General features: G+C 62.5%; 18 protein-coding genes and 1 pseudogene. 16 read left to right on the forward strand and 3 right to left on the reverse strand.

The features are described 5' to 3' along the window. Positions 1-211 precede the first annotated feature (211 nt). Positions 212-943: a SurA N-terminal domain-containing protein gene (locus tag RISW2_RS23710; protein WP_051492240.1), complete on the forward strand. Its 732-nt coding sequence runs from the start codon at positions 212-214 to the stop codon at positions 941-943. Between the two features lie 1,578 nt (positions 944-2,521). On the opposite strand, the gene RISW2_RS20975 is transcribed toward RISW2_RS23710, so the two are convergent. After that, complete coding sequence (locus RISW2_RS20975) at positions 2,522-3,163, reverse strand: hypothetical protein (RefSeq protein ID WP_043774743.1); 642 nt, start codon at positions 3,161-3,163, stop codon at positions 2,522-2,524. 542 nt (positions 3,164-3,705) lie between these two features. Between RISW2_RS20975 and RISW2_RS20980 the strand changes: the two genes are divergently transcribed. Beyond that, on the forward strand, positions 3,706-4,659 hold the full coding sequence (locus RISW2_RS20980; RefSeq protein WP_244437703.1) for a Fic family protein: 954 nt from the start codon (positions 3,706-3,708) through the stop codon (positions 4,657-4,659). Positions 4,660-4,726: 67 nt separating this feature from the next. On the opposite strand, the gene RISW2_RS25940 is transcribed toward RISW2_RS20980, so the two are convergent. After that, positions 4,727-5,002 (reverse strand): hypothetical protein, encoded by a 276-nt coding sequence (locus tag RISW2_RS25940; RefSeq protein ID WP_043774745.1) that lies wholly within the window; start codon positions 5,000-5,002, stop codon positions 4,727-4,729. 216 nt (positions 5,003-5,218) lie between these two features. Here RISW2_RS25940 and RISW2_RS20990 point away from each other — a divergent pair, with 216 nt between their 5' ends. The 14 genes from RISW2_RS20990 to RISW2_RS21055 all read left to right on the forward strand — a co-directional run bounded on the left by RISW2_RS20990 (position 5,219) and on the right by RISW2_RS21055 (position 16,647). Beyond that, positions 5,219-5,557 carry a hypothetical protein gene (locus RISW2_RS20990; RefSeq protein ID WP_425277802.1) on the forward strand — a complete coding sequence of 113 codons (339 nt, stop codon included), beginning with the start codon at positions 5,219-5,221 and terminating at the stop codon, positions 5,555-5,557. 145 nt (positions 5,558-5,702) lie between these two features. Continuing rightward, the gene (locus tag RISW2_RS24285) at positions 5,703-6,281 is read left to right on the forward strand and encodes a lytic transglycosylase domain-containing protein (RefSeq protein WP_084615510.1); all 579 of its coding nucleotides are present in this window, start codon (positions 5,703-5,705) and stop codon (positions 6,279-6,281) included. Positions 6,282-6,301: 20 nt separating this feature from the next. Further along, complete coding sequence (locus RISW2_RS21000; RefSeq protein ID WP_043774763.1) at positions 6,302-6,592, forward strand: TrbC/VirB2 family protein; 291 nt, start codon at positions 6,302-6,304, stop codon at positions 6,590-6,592. 9 nt (positions 6,593-6,601) lie between these two features. Next, positions 6,602-6,880, forward strand: a complete 279-nt coding sequence (locus RISW2_RS21005; protein ID WP_043774750.1) for a VirB3 family type IV secretion system protein — start codon at positions 6,602-6,604, stop codon at positions 6,878-6,880. Next, entirely contained in the window at positions 6,870-9,266 is a 2,397-nt protein-coding gene (locus tag RISW2_RS21010) for a VirB4 family type IV secretion/conjugal transfer ATPase (RefSeq protein WP_043774752.1), read from the forward strand. The genes RISW2_RS21005 and RISW2_RS21010 overlap by 11 nt, the downstream gene beginning before the upstream one ends. After that, positions 9,263-9,478 (forward strand): hypothetical protein, encoded by a 216-nt coding sequence (locus RISW2_RS21015; RefSeq protein WP_043774753.1) that lies wholly within the window; start codon positions 9,263-9,265, stop codon positions 9,476-9,478. Before RISW2_RS21010 ends, RISW2_RS21015 begins: the two co-directional genes overlap by 4 nt. A 4-nt stretch (positions 9,479-9,482) precedes the next feature. Further along, complete coding sequence (locus tag RISW2_RS21020; protein ID WP_043774754.1) at positions 9,483-10,649, forward strand: lytic transglycosylase domain-containing protein; 1,167 nt, start codon at positions 9,483-9,485, stop codon at positions 10,647-10,649. Continuing rightward, positions 10,646-11,443 (forward strand): type IV secretion system protein, encoded by a 798-nt coding sequence (locus RISW2_RS21025; protein WP_043774755.1) that lies wholly within the window; start codon positions 10,646-10,648, stop codon positions 11,441-11,443. The genes RISW2_RS21020 and RISW2_RS21025 overlap by 4 nt, the downstream gene beginning before the upstream one ends. 26 nt (positions 11,444-11,469) lie before the next feature. Next, a complete protein-coding gene (locus tag RISW2_RS21030) occupies positions 11,470-12,117 on the forward strand; it encodes a VirB8 family type IV secretion system protein (RefSeq protein ID WP_043774756.1) in 648 nt (215 codons plus the stop codon). A gap of 59 nt (positions 12,118-12,176) precedes the next feature. Beyond that, on the forward strand, positions 12,177-12,827 hold the full coding sequence (locus tag RISW2_RS21035) for a TrbG/VirB9 family P-type conjugative transfer protein (protein WP_211238733.1): 651 nt from the start codon (positions 12,177-12,179) through the stop codon (positions 12,825-12,827). After that, complete coding sequence (locus RISW2_RS21040; RefSeq protein WP_043774758.1) at positions 12,824-14,149, forward strand: TraB/TrbI/VirB10 family type IV secretion system protein; 1,326 nt, start codon at positions 12,824-12,826, stop codon at positions 14,147-14,149. Before RISW2_RS21035 ends, RISW2_RS21040 begins: the two co-directional genes overlap by 4 nt. 1 nt (position 14,150) lies before the next feature. Next, positions 14,151-15,185 carry an ATPase, T2SS/T4P/T4SS family gene (locus RISW2_RS21045; protein WP_043774759.1) on the forward strand — a complete coding sequence of 345 codons (1,035 nt, stop codon included), beginning with the start codon at positions 14,151-14,153 and terminating at the stop codon, positions 15,183-15,185. Positions 15,186-15,202: 17 nt separating this feature from the next. Next, positions 15,203-15,622, forward strand: coding sequence for a hypothetical protein (locus RISW2_RS21050; protein WP_043774760.1), 420 nt, complete (start codon positions 15,203-15,205; stop codon positions 15,620-15,622). Next, complete coding sequence (locus RISW2_RS21055) at positions 15,622-16,647, forward strand: TrbL/VirB6 family protein (protein WP_043774761.1); 1,026 nt, start codon at positions 15,622-15,624, stop codon at positions 16,645-16,647. The genes RISW2_RS21050 and RISW2_RS21055 overlap by 1 nt, the downstream gene beginning before the upstream one ends. A 222-nt stretch (positions 16,648-16,869) precedes the next feature. Here RISW2_RS21055 and RISW2_RS25720 read toward each other — a convergent pair. Further along, a pseudogene (locus tag RISW2_RS25720) lies at positions 16,870-17,027 on the reverse strand (IS66 family transposase); the annotation flags it as partial. Positions 17,028-17,202 lie beyond the last annotated feature (175 nt).

Here is a 17,202-nt window from a genome sequence, read left to right on the forward strand (position 1 = left end):
GGTCGAAACCGGGGCCAGTTCACGCGCTTCCATTCGCGCGCGATCCGCGTCGGCAATGGGCGCCTCTACCGACACTAAGGTTCGGTTAAGCTCGGGGCGTCAACCAACGGGGCAGCGACGCGGTTCCGACCTGAGCTCAGGCTTTGCGGCGCGGGAGCGCGATATCGGCGTCCGGACAGCCGTCCGGAACAGAACGCAGAAGGAGACGACAATGCCACAGAAGACCTTGCTCACCGCAACCAGCGCGTTGGTCATGACCCTTGCGGTCGGGCCTATTTCCGCTCAGGAGAGCGGACAAGCAAATGCGGCGTCAGGCGACGCGCAAACGCAAGACCAGACCGCACAAAGCGGCAAGAATACCGGTCCGGCCCACGAGACCGCCGACGGCCAGTCCGTCGACACCGCGAGCGCGGCCGACGGGTCACGCCCCGAGTCGAATGCCCTAGTCGTGACGGTCGGGGATACCGACATCCTGAGCTCGGATGTGTCGAGGCAGATTTCGATGCTGCCGCCGCAAATCCGCCAGCAGCCGCCTGCGATGCTCGTTCCGATGGCCATCAACCAGCTGATCATGCGGGAGCTGATCGTGCAGGCAGCCATGACGGAGAATCTCGACGAGGATCCTGAAGTCATCGCGCTTGTCGATGACGCAGAGCGGGCCAGCACCCAAGATGCAGTGGTTCAGGTCTGGCTTGAGCGTGCGCTGGCCGAGCGTGTGACCGAAGAAGAGGTCCGTGCCGAATACGAAGAGATCAAGGCGAACACGGAACAGGATCTCCCGCCGTTCAAGGCAGTTAGGGCGCAGATCGAACAGCAGCTGCGACAGGAGGCCTTCGCAGGTCTTCAGGAAAACCTACGCGAGGACGTCCAGATCACCTACTACAGACCGGATGGCGAACCACGCACGGCCAGCTCGGACAACGCCGCCAAGAACGGAGACTGACGCAGCGAACACGTACGTAGCATCATCGGATCATCTAGCGTTCGGCACCCCTCCGGGGAGTGCCGAATCTTACAGCCTGACAACGGTTATCAAGTATCCCGGTCATGCTGGAAAGCGCTGGCGCAAGGTTGTCATCGGCTCTGCCCGGACCATCGCTGAAGCCACCAGCACCCGATGGTGTTCTATGCCAACCGGACCTGTCTCAAGCTTTCCAAGCTCGCCATGACCACCGACGAGGCAAGTAGTTTACGTCAATATTATGAAAGAAAACAGAACTGCGGAAAGAAGCGTGCAGGCGGCATAGCCTAAAGATCTATCAGGCCAATAGCTAAACCCGACCAAGCCAAATACAAGTGGAAAAATCGCAGTTCCGTCCAGCATCTCCAAAGTCCCTGCGATACTATGATCTGGGGCCAAAGCCGTATCTTCGAAAACAAAAAGCCTAGCGACGGAAAGCAAAATAACAAAAAAGATGGCAAAAATTGTGCTCTTTCCCACCATGCGTTCATGTCTCGCTTCTCTGCATGATGGATTCTGGAAAATTAATGTATCTGTAAAAATATAACGTGACAAGCAGGTCGCTGAGCCATGTCTAAAGTTGCCAAATCAAGCGTATCGTGCGCATTAACTAAGAGATTATGGGTAGGTCATTTCGCGATTTGAAAGTATTGATCAGTCAATTACCGCCATATATCTAACTTTAGCCACTGCGATAGACGCAAAAAATCATGAAGGCGCAGATCATTTCTATTTAAATATAGAAAAGCTCGCCTTAACGAAGAGGGTAGAGGGCAGAGCCCTGAATTTTAGTGAATAGAGGCTCAATTTCATACTGGGATATATGGAGATAAGTCGCCAACGCCTGCCGCAGATATGGAATAGGCAGTGCGGGCTTAGCCAGAGATAAGATCTACCACGGCGAGAATCAGCACCAAGCCAATCACGCTGATGAAAAATTTTATCGCAGCTGCTTTCAGGGAATGAATTTCTTCCTTCCCTTTGTCGCGTTCATCATAATCCAAAGATTCATCTGATACCTCAGTACTTTGAGAGCTTTCCATGACTGCGTCGGATCTTATCTTAGATTACGGTGAGATACTGGGGGCTTTATTGACCTGATTACGTCATATCATGTGGGTCGTCTCAATTTAATCTAAGAACACACTTATCCCCATCGCGATCATACGCATTGTTGCACTTCCAATCGTTTCCAGAGTATCCAGTCGGCCCGTCTGAGGGCGCGCCGCATGTTGGCGGTCGAAGGTGAAGCGGACCATGCTAAACGGCGGGCTTGCGTGATTGCGCGCAGAAGCAGCACCAGGCACTCGTGCGGCCTTCGCCTCATCCCCGTCCCTGACGTGACCCTTAGCACAGCCACCGGCTATCGCGTCGCGCAGGACACGCATCGTCCCTCCGAAGCGGCCCCTGCGCGGGCGGCGCCGACTTGATCCCTTGGCGGCGGTTTTCGACGCCGAGGTCGTCCCGATGCTGGAGGCGAGTCCGGGTTTGCGGCCCGTCGCCGACTTCGAGGAGTTGATGCGGCCTTGGAGTCCGGCGGCCACCGGAGCGTCGCATCCCTCAGTAGCGGACCTCTTCAAATCCGTAGTTGCCCTCGTGATCGCGCCAGTCGACGAAGACCGAGTGGTAGCTCATCCAATTGCAGTGGCCGGTATTAGGCAACTCGGAGGCGGTCGGGACTTGGGCAACACTTGACCGGGTCCATTGATAGTCACCCTGAACTCCGTAGGAGCCGAGGCGCGTGGAGTCTGAGGAGATGCAGTTACCATCGCGGTTCTCGCGCTGACTGAACTGGATGTGAAACACGCGGATACTTCGGACAAAGTCAAAGGCATCGCCCGAGATGTCGATGTCAGCTCGCTCGTCCGACTGGACCCGAACCAGCGGCACTCTGACTTGAGGCGCGTCTTGGATGTTGATGTCGTAGAGACGCTCCATTGGTGACAGCGGGGCAGGGGCGTTGAACGACGCCCCCATCGGGCAGCGCCAGATCTGCAACGGTGGTTCGATCGGCCAAGGCGTGATCCTGCGGATGAAGACCGCTTGCGCATGGGCACAAGGTGCCGATGTCGGCCAGCCCCCTGCCAGGCAGAGCAGGATGGCGCAGTCCACCTGGTAGGCTTGCGCCGGATCGACCGAACCGACGAGGCTCGATACGGTGATGGCCGCGGCAGCCGCTGCGGTGCGGACCCTGTTTTTCATGGCGCCAACTCTCATTATAACGTCTTATCGATACAAAAAAACACTTTCGATGGCAAGAAAATATTATCGCGGAAAGTACGATCTGGTCCCCAATTGTAGGTTGTAGATGCCGACCCGAAGCTTGACTTGGCTTTGCGGCACTGCTTGGACACCGATATACATGACTCAAACGCAGGCAACCATCGAACCGGCCATTTTTCCGGACGTACTCTCCGTATCTTGTCACGCAATATTTTGATAAAAATAATATTTTAGGAGGATGCGAACGGCCACGAAAGCGGCCAGAAAGAAGGTCATGTGATCGTGCGCGACGATGGAGAGGCGGTAGGCCTGTTCGAGCCACTCCTAGTCTCGGAAGGTTCTCCCGCCCGTGCGGGCTTGAATGATCTCGTGCTTGAGTTGGCGGAGAAGTCCGCCGGCTTCCGCAGCAGCTTGCCCACGTCATTGGCAGAGGCGCTTGTCGATATCGTGCGAGCGATGACTGCTACTATAGCAATCTCATCGAGGGGCATGACACCCATCCCATCGACATCGAACGCGCAATGCGTAACGACTACAGCGCGGACCCTAAAAAGCGAAACCTTCAGCTTGAAGCCAAGGCGCATGTCGCCGTCCAGAAATGGATCGACGAAGATGGCATGACGGAACCGCCGACGGCGCCCGCGTCGATCATCGAACTGCATCGCCGGTTTTATGAGCTTCTGCCGCCCGAGCTTCTTTTCGTCGAAAACTCGAAGATAGGCGAAAGGATCCCGGTAGGACCCGGCGAACTGCGCACCCGATACGTTGAAGTCGGGCGCCATGTCGCCATCAGCCCTGGTGCCGTCCCCCGCTTTCTGGAGCGGATGCACAAAGCCTACAGCCTTCCCGGTAGGATCGAGCCGATCCTTGCCGCTCCTTGTGCCCATCACCGGCTACTCTGGGTGCACCCTTTTCTTGATGGGAATGGTCGCGTTGCCCGCCTCATGTCCTACGCCATGCTGCGCAAAACCCTCGACACGCGCGGACTGTGGTCTGTGGCGCGCGGGCTTGCGCGGCAGGAGGCGGCATACAAGGAACACCTCGCCGCCTGTGACGGACCTCGCCGTGGCGATCGTGATGGGCGCGGCACGCTCAGTGAGGCAGCACTTGCCTCCTTCGCTCTGTTCTTCCTGCGCATTTGCATCGACCAGGTGGAGTTCATGGAAGGCCTCATGAGGCCGGACCGGCTGCGCGACCGCATCCTGATCTGGGCAGAAGAGGAGATGCGTATCGGAGCCTTGCCACCAAAATCCGATGCAGTGCTGAAAGCTGTGCTTTATCAGGGTCAGATCGCGCGCGGCGAGGTTGAGGGCATCCTTGGGACGAGCAGTCGCACCGCGCGGCGGGTGACCTCCGCGCTTCTGGAAGCGGGCACGCTGTCCTCAGCATCGACCCGCGCCCCGCTCAAGCTGGCGTTTCCCGCCAAATATGCCGGGCGATGGATGCCGGGCCTGTTTCCCGACCAAGGCGAATGAGGCTTAGCGGCGCGAATGAGGCGTGTCGCAGCCCATCTTTTCGGTGATCCGGCAAAGGGGAGTGTCGCTACTCCACCGCCTCGACGAACCGCCCGTATTCCTCGCTTACCTCCTTGGCTTCGACAAAGACCCGCGTGCGTTCCTCGTCGAGGCAGCGGAAGTAGTCCTGCACGTCAGCGATGTAAGCCTCGAAATCCCCCCGGATCAGATCCGCATAGGTGCGCATGTCTTCTCTGGATGTGGGCAGGAACGGTCGCTCTGGCGGGGTGCAGGCATAGACCGGAACACCTGGAATGAGCACGGTGAACAACAGCGTTAGGGGGATGTTGCACGCACAGGTCATGTGCAGGGCAAGACTCCTTTGCAGCCTTTAAGAGCACAATGCCGTCGGGTATCACTATTATCGGAGCAAGTCGATCTTCGTCAAGTCAATTTGATTTTCTTGCTATCATTTATGTTGTCTTGTATCGCTCACGGTGTTGCAACCCGATGGGCCCAAGACTGCACCTCAGGCAGAAGAAGGACCCAAGGGAAGGCCATGATAGAAGAAGCACCGAATGTGGTTACAGAAGACGGGCTGCGCGGCCTACTTGCCGAGGGCTACCTCGTCGAGGTGGTCTGCAAGGAAGGTGCGGAGAAGCGCCACAATAGTTGGTACGGCGCCTGGGTCATACGGGCCGTTGCCCCGGACGGGCGCGACGACAAAATGCTCGTCACCAGCCGCAGTGTCCTCAAGCTGCGCGATTTCAAGACCATCGTCGGCCTTGTCAGCTTCCTGGCCGACATGGGCTGCACGACTGCCAGCATCCCGCTCGTCGAGGGCGCCCGCGAGCGACATGCAGCACCGGGGCGCACGCCCGAGCCACGGCCCGGCCCGGTTCTGGTCAAGGACAACTGACCGCGCGTTCGCGCTCGTCGTGCTACTCGGTACAGGTGTTTGTTCCGCACCCCCGGCCGCGTATGCACAGACTGGAGCCGACGGTTTCATCTTCCAGGTCAGTCCCGATGGTCGGCTCATCGATACCGCCGAGACCACGAACAGCCTGCGCTCGTTCACCGGCGACGACGATGGCCAGAATGGGCCGCTTCCAGATCGTCTCTTTCTCTTTGCAGCACCGCAGTCCCGTGGGGACGATGATCCCCTGAGCGATGTAACCGAGGCCGTAGCGGTCGCCCCACGCGCTGTCCGCGCTACCCCCGAAATCCTCCACGCCATCGAGACCACGGCGCTGCGATACGGCAGCCATGACGCTCTGCGCCATGCGGGTCTGTCGATCACCGATTGGGCGCTCTTCTACCGCGCCAATATCGAGGTCGAGAGCGCCTATAGCCCAGGCGCACTGAGCCCTGTCGGGGCCATAGGGCTTGGTCAGCTCATGCCTGACACCGCGCGCGATCTAGGTGTCGACCCTCATAACATCGCCCAGAACCTCGACGGATCGGCCCGTTACCTGCTGATGATGCTCGAGCAGTTCGGCGATCCCGCGCTGGCGCTCGCTGCCTACAATGCCGGTCCCCATGCGGTCACCCGCCATGGTGGCATTCCCCCCTTTCGAGAAACCCAAGGCCATGTGGCCCGTGTGACAGCCGTGTTCCAACGGCTGAGAGGAGACCTTTCGTGACGTCCAAGAACATTCAAAGCGTGCTCCGCACGTCGGCCTTTGTCGCGCTCGGCGCAACCGCCCTCATCGTGCTGGCCGGCCCCGCACTGGCGCAAAGCATCGACCTGTCGCCAGTACAGACCCTGCTTCAGGGCATCGTCGATGCCATCACCGGCCCCTTGGGCATCGTGATCGGGACGCTCGCGTTGATCGGTGTGTTCCTCTCGTGGCTCTTCGGGGTCCTCGATTTCCGGCAAGCGCTATGGGTCGTGGTCGCAATCGCAGGCATCGCCGCAGCGCCCACCATCGTCGCAGCCATCTGGACGACCTGAGCAAAACTGATGTCTGACCAGTCCCGCGTGTTCATCGGCCTTCTCAGGCCGCCCAAGCTGATGGGCCTGCCGATCATGTACGCCATGGTCTGGCTCTTCGGCTCGACGCTGCTGTTCCTCTGGGTGCAGAGCTGGGTGGTGGCCGTCTTCGCTGGACTGGCCTGGCCTGCGCTCTGGAAGGCCGCGGACTGGGATCCGAACTTCCTCGATGTCCTGATGATCACCTTGCAGGAAACCCCGCCCACGACAAACCGCAAAATCCACGGGGGAGACAGCTATGCCCCGTGATGGACTTGCCAATGACGTCGCGGAGGCGCTCGATCCGCTGACTGCGCTACCCTCATGGGTCAAGGGCGAGAAGCGGCTCTCGTCGATGCTTCCTTACGTCAGCCTCGTCACCGACCGGACGATCCGGACCCGCGGCAACGAGCTGATGCAATGCATCCGGCTCGAAGGGGTGAACAGCACCACGAGCGAGGACGCGCATCTCGACCGGATCGGCGGGCTGCTCGCCGGGATCGTCGCGCAGGTGGGGACGGAGTTCTCCTTCTACCTGCACAAGGTCTCGAAAGCGGTCGACGTGACCCTCCCACCCATCCCGGGGGAAGGGTTTGCGGCGGCTGTCGATCAGCGTTGGAGGGCGCATCTGGGTCAATCTGGCCTGCGCGACAAGACGCTGACGCTGACGGTGCTGAAGCGGCCGGAGCCGGGGAGCCGATTGCCATTCGGCCTGGGTGCGTCCCGCGCCCGCCATGCTGCCGACACGACCCGTCGCCTGCGCAAGCTTGATGAGGTCGTGGGGTTTCTCCTGTCGTCCTTCGACGAGTTGAAACCTCGCCTCCTTGCGGCAAGCACTGGCGAGCTTCTGGGCTTCCTTGGCTCGCTCAACACCGGCGAAGAGCATCCGCTCTACCCGCGATCGCGCCTCGGTGTGATCGCCGAGGACGTGGCCAATACCCGCGTCACCTTTCGCGGCACGACCATCGCACTTTCCGATGGCGCGGTCGGCGACAAGCTCGGCGCAATCTTCGCGGTGAAGAACTACCCCGCCAAGACCGAGAGCCTGATGCTCGACGAGCTGAACCTGCCCGTCGACATGGTGGTCACGCATTCCTTCGTGCCGATCAATGCCAACATGATGGCGGGCCGCATCAAGCGGCAGCTGCGACTGATGCAGGCGGCCAATGACGGGGCCGTCAGCCTCGCGCAGGAACTGGAATTGGCGCAGGACGATCTGGAATCGAAACGCCTGATTTTCGGCGAACACCATATGACGGTGGCTGTCTATGCGCGATCCCAGGCCGCACTCGACGACATCGCAGCCGAGATTCGTAACATCTCCGCCACCTCCGGCATCAACCTGATCTCGGAAGCCTTCGGAGCGCGGGCGCATTTCATGGCGCAGCATCCTGGCAACACCGGGGCGCGCAGCCGAAAGGCTGCGATCACGAACCACAACTTCGCCGATCTCGCCACCTTCCACCGCACCCCGCTCGGCAAGACTGGCCGGGAAGTGCCGTGGGGCGTTCCAATCACGCTCTTTCCCACACCTGAGCGCAGTGGTTTTCGCTTCAACTTCCACGAACAGGGCGCACCGGACCGCGAACCCACGGGAGGCCACACGCTGATCCTGGGCCGTCCCGGCTCCGGTAAATCCGTACTGGCGGCCTTCCTGATGACCATGGCACGGCGGGCAGGTGCGCGAGTCTTCGTCTTCGACTACCGCTCCGGCATGGAAATGGCCGTCCGTGCGCTTGGCGGCAGCTATTCAACCGTGCGCGCCGGACGGCCCACGGGGCTCAATCCCCTGCAGACCGAGATCGACGCCCGCGGGCAGGCCTGGCTTGCCGACTGGCTCGCGAGCATTCTCGAGCGCCGTGACCGGCCATTGACCCCGGTTCAGACCAACCGCCTGCAGGAGGTCGTGCGCCAGAACGCGAGCGCAGGACACGCAGGCCTGCGGAATTGGTCGGATTTCGCCTCGCTGCTGGTCTCAACGGATGACGAGGGCGATCTTTTCGAGCGGATGCAGGAATGGACCGCCGATGGCCGCTATGGTTGGATCTTCGGGGCGAATCTGCACGACACGTTCCAAATCGGGGGCAGCACCGACGCAGACGTCGCGGGCTTCGATCTGACCGGCATCCTCGATTCCGAGAGCGAGCGGGAACGCATGGCGGTCCTGTCCTATCTCTTCCGCCGGGTCGAACGGGTGATCGAGGACCGCAAGCCCACGATCATCGTCATCGACGAGGCCTGGAAGGCGCTCGACAACGCGTATTTCGCGGAGCGGCTCTCGAACTGGCTGGTGACCGCGCGCAAGCAAAACGCGGTCGTCGTGATGATGACGCAATATGCCAGCCAGCTCGAGCGGACCCGGACCGGCAAGACCATCGTGGAAGCGGTGCCAACCCAAGTGCTTCTGCCCAACATCCGGGCCTCGGCTGCAGATTACGCAATGCTCGGCCTCAGCGAGAAGGAACTCGACGTGCTTCTGGGCGTCGGGTCGGCGTCGCGCCTCGGCCTTGTCCGCGATGACCGGGGCGCGGTGGTGATTGACGCCGATCTCAGCGCCCTCGGTCCCCTCGTGACCATCCTTGGCGGCATGGAGAAGGGCGAGGCCCTTGTCGGCCCTGATTTCCGCGACCGCCCTGGTTTCTGGAGAGTGATATGACCCATACCATCACGCGCAGCGCCGTGCTGCTTGGCCTCGGCCTGAGCCTGACAGCCTGCGCTCAGCATAACCCTGTGCGGGCCAACTGCTTCAACTTCCGCGACGCGCCCGGACAGGCGGCAACCGCGATGACGACGATCTCGACCATGGGGGCGGAGGTCACGCGGCGAGACACGGCTTGCGATTTCGTGATGCTGGGGGCGGGCGGCTAAGCCGATGCGGAGCTGGCTTACTCTCTCGATCTTCGGCCTGGTGCTGGCTGGTCCCGCTGCGGGGCCAGCCAACGCCCAAGGCGTGCCGACTTTCGACCTGCGCCTCTTCGCAGAGCGGCAGGCAATCCTCGGGCAGACCGATCAGGATCTGGCGCTACAGCAGGACCGGCTGACCCGGGAAGAGGAGCTGGCCGAGCTCGAACGCCAGCAACTCGCCTCCCTCGAAGGGCTGATGGATGCCATGTCCCTCGGCTCCGGCGATGTGGCTGGCACCGTGGCCGGGCTCGAGGCGGGGCAGGGGGCGGTTGAGGACGTCGAGAGTGCTGCGGCCAGCCTCTACGCGCCCGAGGACAACAACCCGGCCGCGGCCCGGATGTTCGGCGATGCCCGCGAAGGGATCGAGGAGCTGATTATCCGCGCCGCGCGCGACACGCATAGCCTACCGGGTGTAAGCCGCGCAGGGCTGTCGCTGGTCCAGTGGCGCTGCCTGCTGCAGGCGCTGATCTGGCAGGAAAGCCGCTTCCAGATCGGGGCACGCTCTCCCGTTGGGGCATTTGGGCTTACGCAGATCATGCCCGGCACGGCAGGCGATCTCGGGATCTACCCGACCTATTATGACGACCCCTGGCTGCAGGTCACCGGCGGTGCGCGGTACCTCGCGCAGATGCTGAACATGTTCGATGGCAACATCATCCACGCGCTCGCGGCCTATAACGCGGGCCCGGGCAACGTGCAAAACTACGGTGGCGTGCCACCCTTCACGGAAACACAGCATTACGTCGTGGTGATCCCGCAGCAGTACAACAGCTACCTCTCCGCCGTGGGCGGCATCGATGCGCTCGGCACCATCGACCCTGTGCTCCTCGCCAACGCGAGTTTCAGCCTCTCGGCCCACGGCGCAGGGGTCTATGGCGACTATTCGCTGGTCTCGGTCCGCGCAGCCGCTTTGCGCGTACAGGACATCATCACCCGCATCGGCGAAACCGAAGACCTGCACGAGGCCATCGCGCTCAACACTTACGCGCGCGCCGAGCTCGCGCGACTGCTCGCGATCCGGACCCGGATTAAGGCCACCCACACCCAGCCACTGAGCGAGGAACAAATCGCCATGGCCGCCGCGCAAGCGGCCGAGCGGCAGTTCATGGATTTCACCCAGGAGACATTGCGATGATCCGGCGCTTGCGCATTTCCCTCACCACCACCGCCGCGACCGTCGCGTTGGCCACCGTTCTCGCGGGTCCTGTCGCTGCGCAGGGCGTGCCCACGGTCGATACCCAGAACATCGCTCAGGAAATCCGCCAGCTACAGCAGATGCTGCAGGATTTCGGGATCCAGACCGATCTTCTGGACAATGCGCTGGCGCAGCTTGACCTCCTGCAGCAGCAGTTCGATCAGCTCGAGGAGATGTATGCCTCGCTGACTGGGCCGCGCAGCATTCTCGGTCTCGCCATGGGCGGCGATCTCGACGGCCTCCTGCAGGCGAACTTCGAAGATATTCCGGGCCTTATCCGGGGCATCCAGGCGGACGACTGGTCGAGCCTGATCGGCCCCAACGCAGGTCCCCTACGCACGCAGATGGAACAGGCTCTGGCGAGTGCGGGCTTCGATGAGGACTCGCTGCGCGAGATCGCCACTAGCGGCAATCCGGGGGCAGAGGGCGTCGCCACCCGCGCCACGACCGGTGCTGTGATGTCGGCTGCCGCCCAGAATAGCCATGCAGAGGCGGCCCAGTCGCTCGAACGCGTCGAACAGCTCGTCGCGATGATCCCCGACATGGAGGATCTGAAGGCGTCGATGGACCACAACACCCGTGTTACGGCGGAACTGGCCATCGCCATGACACGGATGTGGGAGCTTGAAGCCATCCAGACCCTCGGCGCAGGCAATGCCGGTGTGGTGGATGCCGCCACCGTCGCCGAAGAGCGCCGCTACATGGACTTCACCCTGCCGAGCCTCGCGCCATGACCAAGGCACCGGACATGACGGCAGGTATGAGTGCGCGGGAACTGGTGGAGGAGGAACTGATCCATGGCGCACTGCGCCGGGAGCAGCTCTGGCGGATGATCGGCATTGGTGGGGCGGGCTTTGGCGTTTTCGGCTGCCTTGCAGCCGCGGCCGTCGCACTGCTGGTCGAGACGCCGCCGCCCGTCGTCGTGCCCTATGATCCCGCGACCGGTCTCGCTCTGCCGAACGCCACGGTGGAAACTGTCTCGCTTGCCGAGCGGCCCGCCATCATCGAGGCGCAGATCTACCGCTACATCCTTAACCGCGAGGCCTACAACCAGCTCGACAACGATCTGCGCGTGCGCCGCGTGCTGGCCCAGTCCACCGGCGCGGCCGAGGCCAGCATGCGGGCCATGTGGACCTCGGGGCAGGAGAGCTATCCGCCGACGCGCTATGGCCCCGCCGCAGAGATGGCCGTCGAGATCGCGTCGATCACGCTGATCGGCGAGAACCGCGCGCAGGTACGACTCAGAAAGCGCCTGACCAGCCCGCAAGGGGCACAGGACGGATGGTTCACCGCCACGCTGATGTTTGCCTTCCAACCCGAACAGACCCGCTCGATTGACGACGTCTGGCAAAACCCCTTTGGCTTCACCGTCACCCAATATGCCATCCGTTCGGACCGTTCCGAATGACCTCTGTTCCAGTTCTCACATCCGTTCACGCTCTGCTGGTCGCCGGAGCACTGGCGCTCATGACGTCCGCAGCGCTGGCCGAGACCACACCGCGCCCGGGCGCCCATGACAACCGCGTCCGGGTTGCCACCTGGACCGAGGGGCAGGTCTACCGCATCGTCACTACCCTGACCCGGGTCACCACCGTCGAGTTTGGCGAGGGCGAGACCATCCGTTCGATCATCGCGGGCGACACAGTCGGCTTCCAGTTCGACGGCGTCCCCGGCGGGCGCGCCTTCGCGATCAAGCCGGCCGCCTCGGGTGTGGCGACCAACATCACGGTCTACACGAACCGCCGCTCCTACTATTTCCACGTGGTAGAGGCGCGCGAGACCCCGCATTACGTGGTGCAGTTCCGCTACCCCGAGAGTCGCGTCCAGCCGACCCGGGCCGTCGCGGCCGATGCGCCTAACGCGAACTACGCCGTCAGCGCAAGCGAGGAGTTTACGCCGACCGCCATCTGGGATGATGACACCTTCACCTATTTCCGCTTCGCGCGGAACGCGCCGGTCCCGGCGATCTTCCGCTATGCCAATGGCGGCGAGCGGGCGGTGAACAGCACCGCGCTTCAAGACGGTGTCATCCGTGTCTCGGGGGTGAACCGCCAATGGGTCCTGCGCCTCGGCGAAGAAGAGGTCTGCGTTCAGGACATGGGTGGGCCCACGTCATGAGCCAGGACACCGAAGACCTCGCTGCGCGTCTGGCGGCTCTTGAAGCGACGGGCGACAAGACGCGTGGTGCCGCACGGCCCTCTCCGCTTGCCGCTATCTTCGGTGTTGCCGGGATCGTGGCCGTGGGTGGCCTCGCCTGGGCCGCCTTGCAGCCATCGCCGGAAGCGCCCCTGCCGACCGCTGCCCCGGAAGAGTTCCAGACCACAGGATCAGGCTTCGGCGACCTCGCACCCATGCCCATCGTCGAGCTTGCGCCGCCGTCACCGGCCGAGACCGGTCCCTCCGCGTCGGAACTAGCGCTGATGGAAAGTCTCGCGACGCTGCGGGCGGAACTCGAAGAGCTGCGTACACGGCCGGTCGAGGCATCGGATAGCGGGGCAGAACAAGCCATCGCCGATCTCACGGCGCAGATCGCGGCACTGCAGGAAGCCTCGTCTGAGGCGCAGCGCGCACTCGAGCGGCAATTGACCGAACGCGACCGGGAACTCGACCAGCTGCGCATGGATCTCGAGGTCGCACGACTGACCCCGCCTGCGCCCACGGATCTCGGGCCGAACGAGGAGGAGTTGCGGATTGCCGAACTTGAACGCCGCCGCATCGCCGAGGCCGAGGCGCGGGCCGAACGCATCGCCTCGCCCATGATCGCGTTTTCCGGGATGGGGGCAGGGACCGACCGAGAAAACAGCCTCGAGGCTGCGCGCCTGAATGAAGACGAAGCCTTCGTGCGCGCAGGCGCAAGGCCCGCTCCGGTGACGCGGGCCGAAGTGATCCTGAACCCCGGCAACACCGTCGTGCAAGGCACGATGATCCAGGCCGTGACCGAGACGGCGCTCGACAGCACGCTGCCCGGCGCGATCCGCGCAATCGTCTCAGAGGATGTCCATTCCTTCGACGGTACGCGGGTCCTGATCCCGCGCGGTGCGCGCCTTGTGGGGCGCTATCGATCCGACGTGGCGTTGGCGCAATCGCGGGTCATGGTGGCCTGGGACCGCATCATCCTGCCCGACAATCAGACCGTCGAGATCAGCGCCTTCGGCGGGGATGAGTTAGGTCGCACGGGCACTACTGGCTTCGTCGATACCCGCTTCGCGCAGCGTTTCGGCTCGGCCGCGCTGATCTCTCTGATCGGGGCCTTGCCCGCAGCCGCCGCTGGAGAGATCGAGGATGAGGCCGCGGCCGATATCGCGAGCGACGTCGGCACGGACCTGCGCGACACTACCCAAAGCGTGATGCAGGACTATCTCGCGATCCGCCCCGTGATCCATGTCGATCAGGGCACGCGGATAACGGTCATGGTCGACCGCGACCTGGAGATCTTCTGACATGGCAGCAAGCTATCTCGAGGCCTCGCTGGACCGGCTGGGCCAGCCTGTGCACCGGGCCGACACGATCGAGATATGCATCAACCCCGACGGGCAGGTCTGGGGCGAATTCCAGGGCGATCATTTCATGCGAGGCCTCGGCAACCCGCTTACCCAGACCGAGATCAAGGACCTCGGGAACCAGATCGCCTCGGCCGCCTCGACGACGCTCAGCACCAAGAAACCCATCGTCTCGGTCTCGATCCTATACCGGGACCGACCGATCCGGGCGCAGGTGATCCAGCCCCCGGCCGTCGAGGGCGGGTTCTCCATCTCGCTGCGGTTCTTTTCCTCCCTGCCGCTGGAAGCCATCAAGCTTGGCTTCCTTTATGGCAGGGAGCGCAGCCTCGAAGGCCTACGGCGCGAACGGAATGCCGCCCTGCGCGATGTAGTGGCCTCCGGCGATATCGACGCCGCCTTGCGGTTCTGCGTCGAGAACAAGCTCAACATGATCGTCTCGGGCGGCACTTCGACCGGCAAGACAGTCGCAGCGCGCAAGATCCTCTCGCTGATCCCACCCGAGGAGCGGATCATCACCATCGAAGAGGCAGCCGAGCTGCGCCCCGAGCAGCCCAATGTCGTGACCCTGATCGCGGACCGCGACACCGAGGCCCGCAGCGCGGATGTGCTTTTGGCCTCGACCCTGCGTATGCGGCCCGACCGGATCGTGCTTGGGGAGGTCCGCGGCCGCGAGGCGATGACCTTTCTCGAAGCGATCAACACGGGGCATGGCGGCTCGCTGACAACGCTGCATGCCGAGACCCCGCAACTCGCTGTCCGCCGCCTCGCCATCGCCGCTCTGAAGACCGATGTGCCGATGACCTATGCTGACATGGTCGACTACATCGAGGGCTCCATTGACGTGATCATCCAGGCCGGCCGCCACGATGGCGCGCGCGGCATCACCGAGTTCTTCCTGCCGGGGCAGGCGAGACATCCTGATCAGAACACTGCCGGAACCGGGGGCACTCAGTGCCCTGCGGTTGCCGCCGAATGACCCGAAAGGAAACCCCCATGCGCAAGATCACCCTCGCCGCAGCTGTCACCCTGCTGGCCGCGCCGCTCGCAGCCCAAACCGCTCCCCAGGTCACGAACGATCTCACCGTGACCATGACCCCTCAGCAGTACCGGATCTGCAACGATCGCCCCGCACGCCCAACCTGGATGGACGAGGTTCATCCACGTGAGGCCTACAAGACTTTGACGCTGATGGACCTCTATGAACTGCGGGCATGGGAACAGATCGTCGAGACAGGCAACTGCGGCTGCGAAATCCGCTTCCCAGAATGGGAAGATGCCTCTGAAGAATTCAACGAACGGTATCTCCTGGTTTCAGCCGCGGAACATACGGCAGCGCAGCGGGACGTCCGGCAGAAGCGCAACGATCTGCGCCATGCGGTTCAGGATATCTGCGGAGCTCAGGGCAACTGGTAATGAGCGTCGTCAGCTGGATGGTCGAAACCGCTGACGGTTTCCTTGTCGATGCTGCCGAGTCCCAGTTCGGGGCTGTGGCCAGCAACACCGGCACGATCGTCCTGCTGATGGTTACGCTTTCGTTGATCGGCGTCTGCATCAATATGGCCTTTCAATTCCGCAGCATGGATGGGGCCAGCTTCTTCTGGTACCTGATCAAGCTGACACTGATAGGGCTCTTCGCCTTCAACTGGGCCAACTTCAACGCGGTGTCCAACGCCGTGATCGGAGGCCTCGACTATGTCGCCGGCGCGCTGGTTTCGTCCGTAGGCGGAGGTGGCGCAGGCGCAACCCATTTCGCGGGAGAGTTCGACAACCTGATCGAGCGCTTCGCGACATACCTGAACGCGATCGGCAGCAACCTGAACTGGATGACCGGCGCGATCCTCGGCGGAATCGGCCTCGTGCTCCTCAGCCTCCTTGGCTTTATGACCGGCATCGTCCTCATCTTCGCCAAGATGATGCTGACCCTGATGCTCGGCCTTGCCCCGATCATGATCGCGCTGTCACTCTTCGATGCGACCAAGGATTTCTTCCACAGGTGGGTCTCGACGACGATCAGCTACGCCTTCTACCCCGTCGTCATCGCAGCCATGTTCTCGACCGTCGTCGGCATGGCGAATTCGCTGCTGGCCCAGCTCGGCGACCCTAACTCCGCGACCAACATCGGCTCGCTGGTGCCGTTCTTCGTCATGGTGTTCCTGGCGAAGGGCTTCGTCGCTGCAACACCCCTCATCGTGCGAGGTATCTCGGGGAACCTGATGGTGGCCGCTGCACCTGCTGTGGTCGCTGGATCGAACGGGATCATGCGAGGGATATTAAATACCGACGGCGTCAAGGGCAGGGCGCGGATCGGAGCGCTCACGACAAGCGAAGCGATCGGGCGGGGGGCTGTTCAGGCACCCGCCGCCGTGCGGAGCGCCGCGGCGACAGCGAGCGCGCAGGTGGTCAGGATGACGGAGCGGGCGAAAAGGCTGGGCCGGTGAGATGGAATACTGCGATGCAATGATGTGTTCTCGTGACGAGTATGGCGGAAACCCGACATCGGGGCATATCCGACAAATGATCAGTGTGCGACAAGGACTAAGCCGCTCTCGCGGCAGAGCGCCTGGATCTGAGGTTCCCATAACACGGGAGAAGATGAGCCCCCTGCGTGCGCGGATGATCGAAGACATGAACATCCGCGGCATTGGCGGAGTGGGCAAGGATCTGCTCTGACGGAATAACGGCAGGTGGTCAGCATACTTGCTGACCAGCACGTGGGCGATGGCGCCCTCGGTGGGCAGGCCACCTTCGAGATCGCCGCAGGAGTGGCTGCCTGCGTGACGCCATCGGTGTAAACCCGGCAGGCGTATCTGGACGGACGGTGAAATCTCCGCGGCTGTGGGCAAGGACTCGTTCGGCAATCCGGAGTTGATTGGATCGCCCGGTGAAACGTGCTTGTCTGATCCCGACCCCGCGACGCCCGGGGGACGTTTCGCACAGAGAGGATGCCGCCGTGGCCGTCGTTCCGAACCCATCCGCCGCCGCGATCTTTCTCG

It is taken from the genome of Roseivivax isoporae LMG 25204, from assembly GCF_000521865.1.
Lineage (GTDB): Bacteria > Pseudomonadota > Alphaproteobacteria > Rhodobacterales > Rhodobacteraceae > Roseivivax > Roseivivax isoporae.